The organism is Bradyrhizobium sp. th-b2 (genome assembly GCF_000426785.1).
GTDB classification, from domain to species: Bacteria; Pseudomonadota; Alphaproteobacteria; order Rhizobiales; family Xanthobacteraceae; genus Bradyrhizobium; species Bradyrhizobium septentrionale.
Genome location: NZ_AUGA01000038.1, coordinates 1 through 15,218, shown reverse-complemented (window position 1 = coordinate 15,218; position 15,218 = coordinate 1). Strand labels below are relative to the sequence as shown.

The 15,218-nt window shown below is 59.4% G+C and carries 12 protein-coding genes and 1 pseudogene; 12 read left to right on the top strand and 1 reads right to left on the bottom strand.

The genetic code is table 11. The annotated features are described in order from the left end of the window. Positions 1-46 precede the first annotated feature (46 nt). The 12 genes from poxB (at position 47) to K359_RS0132445 (ending at position 14,066) form a co-directional block, all read left to right on the top strand. Positions 47-1,768, top strand: a complete 1,722-nt coding sequence (gene poxB / locus K359_RS0132500) for a ubiquinone-dependent pyruvate dehydrogenase (protein WP_029083063.1) — start codon at positions 47-49, stop codon at positions 1,766-1,768. 26 nt (positions 1,769-1,794) lie between these two features. After that, positions 1,795-3,198 (top strand): cytochrome ubiquinol oxidase subunit I, encoded by a 1,404-nt coding sequence (locus K359_RS0132495; protein ID WP_029083062.1) that lies wholly within the window; start codon positions 1,795-1,797, stop codon positions 3,196-3,198. Then, positions 3,195-4,175 carry a cytochrome d ubiquinol oxidase subunit II gene (cydB, locus tag K359_RS0132490; protein WP_029083061.1) on the top strand — a complete coding sequence of 327 codons (981 nt, stop codon included), beginning with the start codon at positions 3,195-3,197 and terminating at the stop codon, positions 4,173-4,175. Before K359_RS0132495 ends, cydB begins: the two co-directional genes overlap by 4 nt. Positions 4,176-4,303: 128 nt before the next feature. Next, the gene (locus K359_RS0132485; protein ID WP_029083060.1) at positions 4,304-6,262 is read left to right on the top strand and encodes an FUSC family protein; all 1,959 of its coding nucleotides are present in this window, start codon (positions 4,304-4,306) and stop codon (positions 6,260-6,262) included. Then, the gene (locus tag K359_RS0132480; RefSeq protein WP_029083059.1) at positions 6,259-6,462 is read left to right on the top strand and encodes a DUF1656 domain-containing protein; all 204 of its coding nucleotides are present in this window, start codon (positions 6,259-6,261) and stop codon (positions 6,460-6,462) included. Before K359_RS0132485 ends, K359_RS0132480 begins: the two co-directional genes overlap by 4 nt. An 11-nt stretch (positions 6,463-6,473) precedes the next feature. After that, the gene (locus K359_RS53575) at positions 6,474-7,760 is read left to right on the top strand and encodes an efflux RND transporter periplasmic adaptor subunit (RefSeq protein WP_371261210.1); all 1,287 of its coding nucleotides are present in this window, start codon (positions 6,474-6,476) and stop codon (positions 7,758-7,760) included. A gap of 245 nt (positions 7,761-8,005) precedes the next feature. Continuing rightward, positions 8,006-9,718: a thiamine pyrophosphate-dependent enzyme gene (locus tag K359_RS0132470; RefSeq protein ID WP_029083058.1), complete on the top strand. Its 1,713-nt coding sequence runs from the start codon at positions 8,006-8,008 to the stop codon at positions 9,716-9,718. Positions 9,719-9,863: 145 nt separating this feature from the next. Further along, the gene (locus tag K359_RS0132465; protein WP_063618970.1) at positions 9,864-10,766 is read left to right on the top strand and encodes a hypothetical protein; all 903 of its coding nucleotides are present in this window, start codon (positions 9,864-9,866) and stop codon (positions 10,764-10,766) included. Continuing rightward, positions 10,759-11,361, top strand: a complete 603-nt coding sequence (locus tag K359_RS53570) for a chromate transporter (RefSeq protein ID WP_051346529.1) — start codon at positions 10,759-10,761, stop codon at positions 11,359-11,361. Before K359_RS0132465 ends, K359_RS53570 begins: the two co-directional genes overlap by 8 nt. Before the next feature lie 23 nt (positions 11,362-11,384). After that, entirely contained in the window at positions 11,385-11,882 is a 498-nt protein-coding gene (locus tag K359_RS0132455) for a chromate transporter (protein ID WP_198031212.1), read from the top strand. A gap of 608 nt (positions 11,883-12,490) precedes the next feature. Continuing rightward, positions 12,491-13,093: a helix-turn-helix domain-containing protein gene (locus tag K359_RS59265; protein WP_084518569.1), complete on the top strand. Its 603-nt coding sequence runs from the start codon at positions 12,491-12,493 to the stop codon at positions 13,091-13,093. A gap of 151 nt (positions 13,094-13,244) precedes the next feature. Further along, on the top strand, positions 13,245-14,066 hold the full coding sequence (locus K359_RS0132445; RefSeq protein WP_165128393.1) for a cyclic nucleotide-binding domain-containing protein: 822 nt from the start codon (positions 13,245-13,247) through the stop codon (positions 14,064-14,066). 269 nt (positions 14,067-14,335) lie between these two features. On the opposite strand, the pseudogene K359_RS0132440 reads toward K359_RS0132445, so the two are convergent. After that, positions 14,336-14,899, bottom strand: a pseudogene (locus tag K359_RS0132440) (IS66 family transposase); the annotation flags it as partial. Positions 14,900-15,218: the final 319 nt, after the last annotated feature.

Genomic DNA, 15,218 nt, shown 5'->3' with positions numbered 1-15,218 from the left:
AAATATCCGAGTTCAACATTGGACCCGCTCAAGGAAAGAAGAGTCGATGAGCAAAACGGCATCCGAATATTTGGTCGAAGCCCTCGAGAAAGCAGGCGTGAAGCGCGTCTACGGTGTGGTTGGCGATTCGCTCAACGGTGTTTCCGACGCACTGCGGAGAAGAAAATCGATCGATTGGATCCACATGCGCCATGAGGAAGCTGCAGCTTTTGCTGCAGGGGCCGAAGCTCACCTCACCGGAAACCTTGCCGTGTGTGCCGGCAGTTGCGGTCCTGGCAATCTGCATCTGATCAATGGTCTATTCGATTGCCAGCGCAGCGGCGTGCCCGTCCTGGCGATCGCGTCCCATATCCCGAGCAGTGAGATCGGGATTGATTATTTTCAGGCGACTCATCCCGAGAGCCTCTTCAAGGAGTGCAGTCACTACGTCGAACTCGTTTCGAGTGCCAATCAGCTTCCACAGATTCTCAAGCGGGCGATCCGGGTCGCGATCGCAAAGCGAGGTGTTGCGGTCATCGTGTTGCCTGGTGACGTCGCGCTGACGAAAATCGACGCCGATGTCCCGGAATGGATGGTGCCGGCTGCGCCAGTGCTCCGCCCAGGCGAGACCGAGGTCGGGCAATTGGCAGGCCTTCTCAACGAAGCATCACGGGTGACATTGTTCTGCGGCGCGGGCTGTGCAGGTGCTCACTCGGAAATCATCGAACTGGCCCGCAAACTCAAGGCGCCGATTGTGCACGCCTTTCGCGGCAAGGAGTTCATCGAGTACGACAATCCCTACGATGTCGGGATGACCGGTCTCGTGGGCTTCGCGTCGGGCTACGCGGCGATGAAGAATTGCGACGCTCTCCTGATGCTCGGGACAGACTTTCCCTACCGCGCGTTCTATCCGGAACACGCAAAGATCGCGCAGGTGGATGTGCGACCGGAAGCGCTCGGCAATCGCTGCTCGCTTCATCTCGGCCTGCTCGGAACCGTCAAGGATACGTTGCGGGCCGTTGTGCCCGCGGTCAGGGAGAAGACCGATTCCAGCCATCTCAATGATGCCTTGATCGACTACAAGAAGGCCAGGAAAGCTCTCGATTCGCTGGCGGAGAGTGGTCCGAACAGCCATACCATCCATCCGCAATATGTGACCCGCCTGGTGAGCGAACTCGCCGCCGACGATGCCGTATTCACCTGCGACGTCGGAACCCCGATCATCTGGATGGCGCGCTATCTGAAAGTCAACGGCAGGCGGCGCATCATCGGTTCGTTCAATCACGGATCGATGGCGAATGCGATGCTGCAGGCGATCGGTGCGCAAGCGACCTATCCGGATCGCCAGGTCATCTCGATGTCGGGCGATGGCGGCTTCAGCATGATGATGGGAGATTTTCTCACCCTGACCCAGATGGGGCTGCCGGTAAAGGTGATCGTCCTCAACAACGGCACGCTCGGCTTCGTCGAAATGGAGATGAAGGCCAACGGCTTCCTTGACACGGGCTGTGACCTCAAGAATCCGAATTTTGCTCTGATGGCAGACGCGATGGGCGTCCGCGGCATCCGGGTCGAAAAGCCGCAGGAGTTGAAGGGGGCCATCGAGGCCGGGCTCGCACACAAGGGGCCGGTCTTGCTGGACGTGGTGAGTGCGCGGCAGGAGCTCGCCATGCCGCCCAAGACGACCATCGATGAGGCCTACCACTTCGGGATGTTCACGATGAAGGCGGTTCTTGACGGCCGCGCGGCTCAACTCATCGACCTTGCAAAGGTCAATCTAACTCGCTGAGCTTCGGCAGGGACGGGAGCAACGACATGATGTGGACCGCGCTTCTGCTGTCTCGCGTGCAATTTGCCTTCACGGTGTCGTTTCACATCATCTTCCCGTCATTCACGATCGGGCTTGCCGCGTGGCTGGTTGTGCTCGAGGCGTTCCACCTGTCCACGGGTAAGCCGGTGTATCGTCGTCTCTTCGAATTCTGGCTCAGGATATTCGGCGTGACGTTTGGGCTCGGTGTCGTCTCCGGGATCGTGCTCGCGTTCGAATTCGGGATGAACTGGAGCCGGCTATCGGAGGTGACAGGCCCCATTCAGGGACCGTTGCTGGTCTACGAGAGCTTCACGGCATTTGCCCTGGAGGCCTCGTTCTTTGGCGTGCTGATCTTCGGGCGAAACCGGGTGCCGCCGCTGGTGTACCTGTTCTCGACCATGATGGTGGCGCTTGGCACAACCTTCAGCGCCTTCTGGATCATGGTGAACAACAGTTGGATGCAGGCTCCGGTAGGCTACGCGATTGAGAACGGAATCTTCGTCCCGACCGATTGGAAGGCGATCATCTTCAGTCCGGTCGTGTGGGTCCGCTTCCCTCACATGCTGGTCGCGGCCTATCTGACCGGGGCTTTCTGTGTTGCTGCGACCGGCGCATGGTATCGCTTGCGCGGCACATACGCGGTGGAAGGCGGACTGATGCTGCGAATGGGTCTGTTCCTGGCGGCGGTTCTGGTTCCGACACAACTGTTTCTGGGGCACCTGAACGGGGATTACGTTCACGAGAAACAACCCGCGAAATTCGCAGCCATCGAAGGCCGCTGGCATGACGAACAGCCTGCCAGCGAGGTCCTCATCGCCATTCCGGATGAAGCGAAGGAAGAAAATCATTTCGAGCTGAAGATTCCATATCTCGGCAGCCTCATCGCCTCGATGCGGCTCGACTCCAAGGAGGTCGGGCTGACCAGCTTTTCGAAGGAAGATCGGCCGCCTGTTGCGATCCCATTCTTTGCCTTTCGGTTGATGGTTGGCTGTGGTCTTTTGATGATGGCAGTCGCTTGGCTGGGCTCTTTCCAGCTTGTGGTCGATCGCAGGAAGGGAGAGCGGCTCCTGCTGTGGGCGACCTTCCTGAGCTTTCCGCTTCCGTTCGTCGCGACGCTAACGGGATGGTTCACCGCAGAAGTGGGGCGCCAGCCCTGGAGCGTTTACGGCGCGCTTCGCACGGCCGACGCCGTCACTCCGACACTGACGGTCGAAGCCGTAATGGTTTCCTTGGCCATGTTCGTCACTGTTTATCTGATCATCTTCAGCTTCGGAACTCTCTATGTCTATCGCCTCTTGAGGGCCGGGCCTGTCGAACCGGGGCCCATCTTTGGCACCAATTCCAAGCGTCCGCTTGCGGTGATCGGCGCCCCGATTCCGGAGACCACAGAAGGAGGGAACCGGGCATGATTCTGTTCTGGGCAAGCCTGCTGGCGGCAACCACATTGCTCTACGTGTTGCTGGATGGCTTTGATCTTGGTGTCGGCATCCTGTTTGCGTTTGCTGACGAACCCAATCGACGCAAGATGCTCGGCGCCATCTCGCCGGTCTGGGACGGCAACGAGACCTGGCTGGTCATCACCGGCACGGTGCTGTTCGGCGCCTTTCCGGCAGCCTATGCCGCGCTTCTGTCGGCGTTTTACCTCCCGCTCGTGTTGATGCTGTGTGCGTTGATATTGCGCGGCGTGGCGTTCGAGTTTCGATACAAATCGCTCGGATTTCGGTGGTTCTGGGATCTGGGCTTCGCCGGCGGATCGTTCGTCGCGACATTCATCCAGGGCATGACGGTAGGCGCTTTGGTCGAAGGCCTACCGATGAAGGATGGTCACTATATCGGCGGGACATTGGGCTGGTTCAGCCCTTTCGCAGCGCTTTGCGGATTTGGGCTGGTGCTTGGCTACACCCTTCTCGGCGCCAGTTGGCTTGTCCGGAAGTGCGAGGGAGAGATAAGGGAGCGCGCCTACCAGTTGCTGCCTGTGATGACCGTTGCCGTCCTTGCTTTTCTGGCCACGGCCTTTGTGCTGGCGCTCACCATGCATCTCCATTTGATGAGCCGCTGGCTCGAGCGTCCGTATCTCCTGATCTTCCCTCTGATCGGAGCGATATCTTCGGTTTGCTTGCTGAAGAGCGTACAGCAGCGCAAAGACTTGGCGCCGTTCGGATTCTCCACGCTGATCTTCCTCGCAGCCTTCGGCACCTTGGCCTGCTCGTTCTGGCCATTCATGATTCCGTTCGCGCTCACGGTCGAGCAAGCAGCGTCACCTCCGGCAAGTCTGAACTTCATCTTTTGGGGGGCCGGTCTCTTCGTCATGCCGCTCACGCTCATATACACGTTCGTGGTCTACAGGCTCTTTCGCGGAAAAGTGGCGGATGTGGGTTACGAATAAAACGGCAACTCGGGCCGTTACGTTTTAACCAGCATCGAAGATCGCAAAATGATGGCCATGCTTTCCATGTCAGCCTGCGCGCCACGCACGGCTCAACACTGCAATCCATATGAAGGTCGGAGAGCACTTTGAGCACTACCGTAGACAGTCGCCCAATGACTTTTGCGGGGTTTCCGGCAAGCTCGTGGGCCTTCGCGATCAGGATCTGGCTGGCTATCGTTGTGGCGCTCTACGCAGCCTTCTGGCTCGAATTGGAGGCACCGTCTTCTGCAGCGGTAACCGTCGCCGTCCTCGCTTTGCCGACACGCGGTCAGGCGCTGGAAAAGGCGGCGTTTCGGCTAATTGCGACCGTCATCGGTGTGGCGGCATCGGTCGCCATCGTTGGCATGTTCGTTCAGACCGGAGCCCTGCTTCTCAGCGCATTCGCGGCGTGGTTGGGAATTTGTGTCTATGCGGTGGGTCTGCTGGACGGCAATCGTGCCTACGCCGCGGCGCTCAGCGGTTACACGGTGGCAATCATCGCCGTTCAGCAGATCGATAACCCTCAGCACGTCTTCGAATCCGGCATAGCGCGCGGCGCCGCCATCGCCGTCGGCGTCCTCGCCGTCACGGTCGTCAACGATCTCCTGGTTGCGCCGGATCAGCATCCACGCCTGGCGGCTCAACTCGAAGCCCTTCGGCGCCGCCTAGCCGGCTACGCAGAACGCGTTCTGCGCGGAGAACCCGTGCCTGCAATGACAACCGCGGGATTGTTGCGTGAAATCGCCGCGCAGCGCCCCGAGATCAACAGTCTCGCTGCGGAGTCGAGCAATGGTCCGGCGAGGAGCGCTGCCGCCCGTGATGCGATGGTAGGGATGGTAGCCGAGTTGTTCGCAATACGTGCCCGGGAGCTGTTGCCGGTATCCGCTCCGCCTGGGGAGTGCGAGCGGGTCGTTGCACAACTGGAGGTGAATTCCAACGGCATAGTCGCACCGCCGCACGGAGCGGTTTCAATCGAGCGCAACACGGATTCGCGCGACCTGTTGGCTTCAGCGTCGCTTTGGTTCACCGAACGTATGCTCCGAATTGATGGTGAAGTGCGGGGAAGCCTCACGGCGCTCGTCGCCGGCACGCGCCCGTCAAGAGCCTGGCGCGCGCCTCTGTATCGTTCCCGTCGTATTGCGGCCGAGTCCGGCGTACGAGCAGCCGCCTGCTTCCTGCTGGTGGCAACCTTCTTCGCGCTCAGCGGCTGGTCCACGACCGAGGTGTCGCTGTCGTTCGTCGCGATCATCATCGGGTTGCGTGCCACGACCCCAGATCCGCGGGCCTTCACGACGATCGCGGTTGTGGTTGCGCCCCTCGCATCACTGATGGCCGGCATACTGGAGTTCGTCGTTCTTGACGGCGCCACGGCGTTTCCCCTGCTGGCGATCGCGCTGGCCCCCTTCATGATCGGTGCCGCGCTCCTGATGACCGCGCCGAATCGGATCGTATCGGCGCTTGGCCGGCTCAATCTCGTCTTCATCCTGGTTCTTCTCGCGCCCAGCAATCCGGAAACCTACAATCCGCAGACATTTCTGTTTTCTGTTCTCTTCCTCGTGCTCGCGACCAGCCTTCTGGTCGCGGCGGACTTTCTTATTCCTCCGGTATCACCTGACCGCCACCGCCAGCGGCTGCTGGCGTCGGCACGTCGGGATCTCAGGCACTTACCGTCTTGGCAAAACCAGGAGCTTGCCCCGGAGGAGGCGATGTTTCGCGACGCGGGCCGGATCGCGGAAATTCTGGCCGTTGGCGGCAGTACGCATGAGCATCAGGCGGCCGTGGAAGAGGCGATGGCTGCTTTTGACCAGGCTGCTGCCCTTCGCCTCGGCCAGCTTGAGCTGGACCGCCTGATGCGGGGTCCGTTGCGGACGGAGGTCCGCGCCGCGTACGCAGCGATCGGGGGGCGGGATCCCGCATCCATGATTGCGGCTGCCCAGGCGCTGCGCGAAGCCGCGTCCCTCCGGGATGTTTCCGTGGCCGGTGCCAGCGCGGCGCTCGTCCTCGCAAGCGTTGCGTTCACTCCGCCGCGTTCCGGTGTGGAATCCCTTGCGGAGACATCATCATGACGCAGACCTTTCGGGAACTGATCATTGGCGGCGTGTTGGTCGCTCCCATCCTTTCCTATGCCGTGGCGGCGGTCGCGATCATCATAGTGCTGCGTCCGCTTCTGCATCTCATTCGATTTTCCAGTTTTTTCAGCAATCCATCGATCGCGGAGCTCAGCCTCTATGTCGCGATCGTCGGGCTGCTGGCGCTATCGTTCTAAAGGAGAGAGCCTTGGGAATGTCTGTTTCTGAAGATCGAGCCGCAACGCATGATGCGCAACTCGCTACAACGCAGGATCTTGGAAGCGATAGCCCGAATCCGGCACCGGTGCAAAAGCCCGTGGCACGCAGCGAGCCCGACATCGACCATGATCGACAGCAGAGTTCGTCGGCTCCCGTTTCTCCGGGGGCCCGCCGTGGCGCCGCGAGTTTCCTCGCTTCGCTTGGCAAGCGCCTCGCCACCCTTGCCATCGCGCTCGTCGCGCTTTTGATTGCCCTTCTCACGTGGCAGCAATATGTGATGGCTCCCTGGACGCGGGATGGCACCGTACGTGTACAGGTTGCGAACGTCGCACCTCAGATATCGGGTCAGATCAACGATATACGGGTCGTCGACAACCAATATGTCCACAAGGGCGAAGTACTCTACACCATCGAGCCGTTTGATTTTGAAGTAGCCCAGCAGACGGGCGTTGCGACGGTCCAGCAGCGGGCCGCCGATCTCCAGGTTAAGCAAGTCGAGTCCGAACGCCGTCAGCACTTGACCAACTTGGCCACCACGGCCGAAGAGCAGCAAATCTTTGCCGGCAACGCCGTTCAGGCAAAGGCCGCGCTCGACGCCGCGCAACAGCAGCTCGCGCAAGCAGAGATCAACCTGAAGAGGACGAGCGTTGTCAGTCCCGTTAATGGTTACGTCACCAATTTGCTGATGCGCGTTGGCGATTTTGCGCATGCCGGGACGAGCAATATTTCGGTCATCGATACCGACAGCTTCTGGATCGACGGCTATTTCGAAGAGACGAAGCTGGCGCGGATCTGTGTCGGCGATCGCGTCGAAGCAAAACTGATGGGCTATGGCCAGCCGGTCACCGGACGCGTGGGCACGGTGACCCGTGGCATCAGCGTGTCGAACGCCGCCGCGGGTGCGCAAGGGCTGCCCAATGTCGACCCGGTCTATACCTGGGTGCGGCTCGCGCAACGCGTGCCGGTTCGTATTTCGATCGATACAGTCCCGTCTGGCGTGCCACTGGTTTCCGGGATGACTGCAACGGTAACGGTGCGACCGGCAGCAGAAGTCGCTCGTCCCAACTGGTTCGAGCGCATGCGCAGGGATGTCGTGGATCGGCTCACCGATCTCTTCAACGACCCGCTGCCGCGTCCAAATTGTCTGCCCGTGATGACCATCCAGCGCGTCCCGACGGAATCAATTCCTGCCGAAACGGTGCCGGGGGCCACGTCGCCCGAGCAGATTAATCCCGGGCTAGCGCCCGGCATGGATTTGTCACCGCGCAATCGCTGATGTCGCGCCATGCAGTCCAGATTTCATACCGGCTTGCGCGCCACATGAGCGACGCTTTCACTCGGCGATGTTTGGTACCGAGGGTTTCGTCGAAGGCCGAGCAAGTCTTTCAGTTTCTGATCCTATCCCCAAGGCGGATGTCATTTGTCGGCGCAGTTGGATGCAAATCTTTGCAACCACATCCAAGCTTGTGTCCGCGCGAAAGCGCATGCTGCGATCGGGAATAGTCCAAGCAAGGGAATGTCATGAGCAAGCAGGTCGCGGATATCATTGTTGAAACCCTGCAAAGCGCGGGTGTCAGGCATTGTTACGGCGTCGTAGGAGACACCCTCAATCTGATCGCTCGCTCGCTCGAACGGAGCACGATCGAGTGGGTGTCAGTCCGACATGAAGAAGCGGGCGCGTTCGCTGCGCAAGCCGAAGCGCAGGTGACCGGTCACTTGACCGCCGTTGCCGGACGCTGCGGTCCCGGCAGCTTGCACTTCATCAACGGAATCTTCGAGGCGAATCGAAATCGTGCGCCTGTAGTTCTGATCGCAAGCCAGATCATTCGCGACGAACTGGGCTTTGACTTCATCCAAGAGGTCGACTTCAAGCAAGTCTACCAAAGCTGCAGCGTCTTCTGCGACATGATCTATACGGCGGAGCAGGCGCGTCGCAAGACCGTCATTGCCTGCCAAACAGCTTTGGCGAAACGAGGTGTTGCCGTTCTTATCGTGCCCGCGGACGTTTCCCCGTCAACCGTACACAACGACGTTCCCTATGCAGTGCATGTCTCGGATCCGGTGGTCCAGCCGAGCAAGGGTGATCTCGCGGAAATTGCAGAAATCCTCAACAAAGGCGAAAATATCGCCGTGTATGGCGGGTCCGGCTGTCATGGAGCGCATACGGAAATTCTGGCCGTTGCCGAGAAGCTAAAGGCGCCGATCGCTCATACGTCGCGCGCCAAGGATTTCCTTGAGCATGACAATCCCTACAACATCGGGATGACCGGCATGCTTGGGAACGAGGCCGGCTACCATGCCCTGCTGAATTGCGACACACTCTTGATGCTGGGCGCGGATTTTGCCTGGCGCCAGTTCTATCCCGACAAAGCGAAGATCGTGCAGGTTGATATCGACCCCACGCATCTCGGGCGACGCCATCCGGTCACGAAGGGAGTTGTCGGTGGCGTCAAGGAAACACTCGAGGCATTGCTGCCCAACCTCAACGAGCGAAGTGATTCGTCATTCCGCGATGCGTACCTGAGGCGCTACGCAAAATACAAGGAAGCGAACGAGGTCAAGATCGCAGCAGGTCGCGACGGCAGCATTCCCGGCAGCTATTTGACAAAGGTGATCAGTCAGCATGCCGCCAAAGATGCGCTTTTCACGGCTGATGATGGTACCCCGGCCGCCTGGGCCTATCGCCACATCGAAACGAACGGCCAGCGTCGTATCTTTGCGAGCCTTCTTCACGGGACCATGGCGAATGGAATGCCGTCGTCCATTGGCCTCCAGAAATCGCAGCCCGATCGTCAGGTTATCTGCCTGGCGGGAGATGGCGGCATCTCAATGCTTTTCGGCGATCTTATGACTATTGTCCAACAGGCGTTACCTATCAAGATCGCGGTCTTTGACAACGGTAAGCTTGGTTTCGTGGAGATAGAGCAAAAAGCCGAGGGCATGCTCGATACCTTCACGAAATTGAAGAATCCGAACTTTGCAGAGGTGGCACGGGCTTTGGGTCTGTGGGGCCAGACCGTTTCCAAGGGCGAGCAGCTTGAAGACGCCGTCAAGGTGTGGCTCGCGGAGCCGGGGCCGGCGCTGCTGCACGTCCACGTCAATCCCATGCAACTGGTCATGCCACCTTTCACGGCCGTCGAACCGGCAATCGGCATGGCGCTCTATACCACACGCGCGGTCTTGCACGGACGGGGCGGAGACGTCTGGGAAATGGTGAAGGAGAACTTCCTCTGATCGAGGCGTCTCTTGTCTGCCTGGAGTACGCTTCCAGGGCCGGAAATCGCATCTAGGCGTTCTGAGAGAACGCCTAGCCAAAGACCGTTCGTCTTTCCGTCCATGCATCGTGCAAACGGGCACCAAGAAGAGGATGTGGGCCAGAATGACTTCAGCGCCGGATACGTCTGGAGCGGTGACGACCTATGCCGATCGTGCGCCATTCGACCGGGTCCAGTATCTGGAAGCGAAGCTCATCCTGAAGCCGGACGGCTTCACGTCGGTGCAAGGCTTCCGCGATTTCAGCAAGATCGTTCGGCGAACGGCGAAGCAAGTCGGCGTCGGCTTCATCGAGGACAAAAAAGCCGACCTTCGACCGCAAATCAGAGAAATTGTCTTCCTCGATACACCCGACTTTGCGCTCTACACCAACGCGTTCATTCTGCGTCGGCGGGTCTCCTACGTGGACGGCTTTCCCGTGGGCGATCCTGAGATCGTGTTCAAGTTTCGTCATCCCGATGAGCAGAAAGCGGCGGCCCTGGATGTCCGCCCCCGGATCGACGGCAAGTACCGGATCAAGTTCAAGGCGGAGGCGCTGCCTTTGAAGGATGAGATCGGGGGCTATCGGATCCTCTATTCACACAATTGCCAGTTCGCCCTGAGCCAAACACATGCACAAGACAAGATATCCATCGCCACGCTGGACAAGGTCTTCCCACCGTTGACCAGGTTGAAGCGGCCTCACAGGGAATGGGTCGGCCTGGTGAATGAAGGAATTGTCGAGGAAGTTCTCCTTCCGCTGGGAAGCCTGGATTTCGGGAAGGGGTTGGTAGCCAAATGCGACGTCGCAGTGTGGCGCACTCGTGGTGAACAGTTGCCGCTAGTGGGGGAGTTTGCGTATCAGCTCAAGTTCGATCGAAAGGAAGCCATCGCAGCGAAGCAGAAAAAGCTCGCGGCTCAGCTTTACGTCACGTTGCAGCGCGAGGTGGCGGGATGGCTTGCACTCGGCGTGACAAAGACTGCCATGGTCTATCGGCTCAAGGGAGCTGCGCCACAGAGCCATGAGTGAGATTGACGAGAAGCCGCAGGTAACTGGCGACGAGGCAACGTCCGGCAGCGTTTCGCTCGGCCGAGTATTCCTTGAATTTCTGATCATCGGCGCGAGCAGCTTCGGCGGTGTCGTGCCCTATCTACGCGGCCGTCTTGTGACCAAGTTGCAATGGCTGCGAGACAAGGAGTTCGTCGAGCTTTTGTCGATCAGCCAGAGCCTTCCCGGCTTGAACGCTACGAATATGGCAATTCTGGTCGGGCAGAAATTAAGGGGAGCGTTGGGCGCAATCGTTGCTGTTCTCGGGATGTGTCTGCCGGGCGGTGTGCTGATGTTCATCGCCGGTATCGTCTACCGGGCGCACGGTGACCATATGTGGGCGACGGCCGCGTTAAAAGGGGTGGCAGCAGCGTCGGTCGGATTGATTCTCTCCACCGTGGTGCAGCTGAGCAGGAGGTCGTTTGCGCAGCGGATTGACTTCGTCTTCGTCGCGTTGACCGTGATTGCGGTTGATCTCTTGCATCAATCCGTGCTGCGGACGCTGATCGTCGTAGGTCTCATGGCAATTCTCTGGCATCGGCCTCGCAACGAGGGGAAGGCGGAGGCGGTACAATAAGCGAGCTTCCGGCACTTTTTCGCGTGTTCGCGTATCTGTCCCTGCTGACTGTTGGCGGGGGGATGGCGGCATTTCCAGAAATGAAGACCTTGACCGTCGATGTGCACGAGTGGCTAACCTTCCCGCAGTTGATCCATTTGTACAGCGTGGGGCAGTTGGCGCCCGGTCCCAACATGATGATGATCGTTCCCATAGGGGACTGGGCGGGTGGCCCGCTGGGCTCGATCCTCGTGCTGATCGCGTTTTTCGGACCGTCGGCGCTGCTAACGTTCGCGGTCGGCCGCTGCTGGATAAAGCTGGAGAGGTGGCCATGGCGGACGTCCATCCAACAGGGGCTTGCACCAGTCTCGATCGGGCTTCTTTTGGCCGGATGCTTCACCATGGCGAAAGGCGCGATCGTCGGGCATGAAACCGCAGCGATCGCTGCTGGCGTTCTGCTGATCCTGCTGCAAACCAAATTCAATCCGGCACTGCTGGTTCTGAGTGCGGCAGTGGTCGGGGTGCTTTCGTTCGACCGATGAGACCTTGCGGTTTTCAACGGAAACAAGAGACGGTGGAGGATCAATTTCTGAGAACGGAGCTCCGGACAATGCAGCAGCGTTGGAGCCAGCGCAGGTTCCCATGCCCACGCCGAGCGAGGGACTGATCGGACTTATGCCGGGCGTTGCAATTTCGGTTGCCCCGAGCGGAATTCCTGCCGGCCCTGCCGATCCCATGGCAAGCGGTGATGTTGCGCGCATGCCGGGTGACTGCTGCGCGGAAGATTTGGTCTGAGCGATGACCAGGGCGGGCGATAAGAACCCCGTCGTAACGGCGAAGCGTACAGTTCCCGCGCTTGGCCGAGAGGGTCTCCGGGGCTCCATGTCGCGTGGAAAGCTTTCGTGGGAGATGTTTTCGCGACAGGCGAGGAAAGTTGTCCTCGTGTCTCAGGTACCATTTTGGATTTCAGTGACCTGGCGGTGTTCTGAACTGTCGCGAGCTCAGGTTCGGCTGCAAGGTATAATATTCAACACTCAATCCGCGGCTGAGGAACTAACCTTCCATAACGTTGATTAACGAGCCAAAAGTCCCCCCCTACTGCACGTTCCTGTCGATCCGAAGCTTCGGATAGTTCGGCAAGGGAGTGACCATGGAAGGGTTTCAAGCCAGCGCATCAGAGTCTTCCTCTGCAACCGATCAAGAGTTTCACCTGATTGCTAACAGGGTGGCTAGGCTGGTCGAAACGGCAAGGCGAGAGTTGGGGCGTGACCAAAAGGCGGCCAAGGCGTCGCTGGTCACGGCATCGCACATCCTGCAAGCTGAGATCGAACGTTGTTCCGGCGCTAACGGCCCCTCGCGGGGCGGCCTAGCGGCCTGGCAAATCCTTCGCGTGCGCGCTTACATTGACGAAAACCTGCACTGTTCCATTCACATCCAGGATCTCAGTGCGATCGCGCGTCGAAGCCCGGCGCACTTCTCCCGGAAATTCAAACTGGCTGTTGGCGAGTCGCCACACGCCTATGTGGTGAGAAGGCGTCTCGAAAAAGCCTGCCACCTGATGATCACCGGGGCGGCATCACTGAGTGAAATTGCCTTGAGTGTAGGCTTTTCGGACCAGTCACATCTATGCAGGCTCTTTAGACGGGTCTTTGGTCAAAGTCCGGCCAACTGGCGACGCGAGCGTGAAACGCCCGACCGGTCACCTCAGGGACCGGCATGGCCCAGAATATCCCATCAGCAATCAGCGCGATGACGGGCGAAAAAAGCTCTTAACTGCACGCAGGTCCTCAACCGACTTTATGTCGTCATTATACCAATGGGTCGACTTTCCCATCGGATTCGTACGCCGAATAAGCAATGATGTGGTCGCCGCGCCAGTCCGGAGTCGACCGCTGCAGTATCGGATGGTCGATCGTCTGCATCTCGGACATTCGCCGTCGACATTGCTGATGTCGTCGGCCCCGCCGTCGCGGCCTTTGGCTGTTCGAATTCCTGATGCCTGGCTTGGTTGCGCAGAAAACGTCGTTGGAGTTTTGATGTACGAGTTCGTCGCTGGTCAGGTTGTCGGAATCAACGGGCTGATTAACCTATCGAACATTGTGTTTCTCGTGGCGTTCTCGGTGCGAGACGTGCTTAAGCTGCGCATATTGGCGATCGTCGGTGAGGGGCTGACCTTGCCATATTACTATTTCCAGGACGAAAAACTGTGGCCGCCGATTATCTGGGGAGCTGCGTTCATGATCGTCAACGCGATTCGCATCGTGGCGATCGCTTTGGAGCGGCGGCCGGTGGTTCTCAGCGACAAAGAAGAGCAGCTCTACCGCGTCGCATTCAGCTCGATCGACAAGCGCGAATTCTTAAGGCTAGTCAGTCTTGCTCGGTGGGTGGACTGCTCGCCCGGGGAGATTATTCTCGAAAAAGGGCAGCACATATCCGAGGCCATCGTCGTCATTGCCGGGGACCTCGAAGCCATTATTAGCGGCAGCTCCAGAATGGCTCTTCGACCTGGTCAACTGATCGGGGATGTAAGCGCCTACAGCGGATTGGCCAGTCCGGTGGAAATAGTGGCTCTCGGTCCTAGCATTCTCGCAAAGTGGGACCTGCAGCACGTGCGCGAGTTCACTGCGAGCAGACCCGAACTCCGCGCCAACCTTCTGCGGATTGTAAGCATGGATCTTGCCGCCAAATTGCGCGATATCGCCAGTCCCAGCCTAGCTGCGGAGTAGCTTGTGCCGAAGTGGTTCGACGGCGGCGCGTAGGGGAGGGGAGCTATGTCAGACGACGGAGCATTGACGGGTCGCCAGCGATCGGCTGGCTATCTAGGTTCGCTGAATGGCGCGCTTTTGGAACGGGGCGCTTTCGCGCAAAGCGGCCGCCCGGCGTCGGCACCTTGGCGTGGCGTGGCCATTCCCGATTTTCGCAGCTGGCAGACTCGCCTACTGATGACGGCCGACCCTGTTGGCAGATCGTAAGCGTTCATTTCTGACACGTCGAATTAATTGACAACGGTTGCTGGCCGCCAGTTCCAGGGCAGAAGCTCGTTGAGCTGGCTCATGGGATGTCCGTTGGACATGCGCTCGAGCACGTCCTGGAGATAGGCGAAGGGCTCGACGTCGTTGAGCTTGGCGGTGGTAATGAGGGAACAGATGGTTGCCCAGCGGTCGGCGCCGCCGTCGGATCCGGCAAACAGGTGGTTTTTGCGGCCGAGCGTGATGGGACGGATTGCGCGCTCGACGGTGTTGGTGTCGAGTTCGACGCGGCCATCAACGAGGAAGCAGCAGAGAACCTCCCAGCGGCTTAAGGAGTAGCGGATAGCGTCGGCGAGGCTGCCGCGGGGCGGGATTTGAGCAAGCTGCCGCTCAAGCCAAGCCTTCATCGCTGTGACCAGAGGCAGCGATCTGGATTGACGCACGCTCCGTCGTGCATCGGCGGCATGGCCGCGGATGGCATTCTCGATCGCGTAGAACTCGGCGATGCGCCGCAGCGCTTCTGCCGCGACAGGCGAGCGGGTAGCCTGCTGCACCTCATAGAACTTGCGTCTGGCGTGAGCCCAACTTGCGTCAGGATAAGTCCTGGAAAGGAGGAAGAATGTGACCTGAAACCTTTCAACGTGACCCAGAGGGTTCGACGCCCTCGCGGCAAAGGCGGAGCCCGCCAGCCGGAAGCGAGTCTTGCATGGGTGACGGCAACGTCATTCGTGAAGCGTAGACAGCGGGTACTGAAGCCCTGTGGCAGCCTCGAAATCATGGTCGTGCTGAAGCCTTCGCCGTGTTGGATCCGGGGGCAGCACTGGGAAAGCCGCTATGGTCAGGCTTACCGGTTCGGCCGGGGTCTCAGAGCAGGGCAAAGGTACGGGATGGGCCACCAGGAAACCTGAG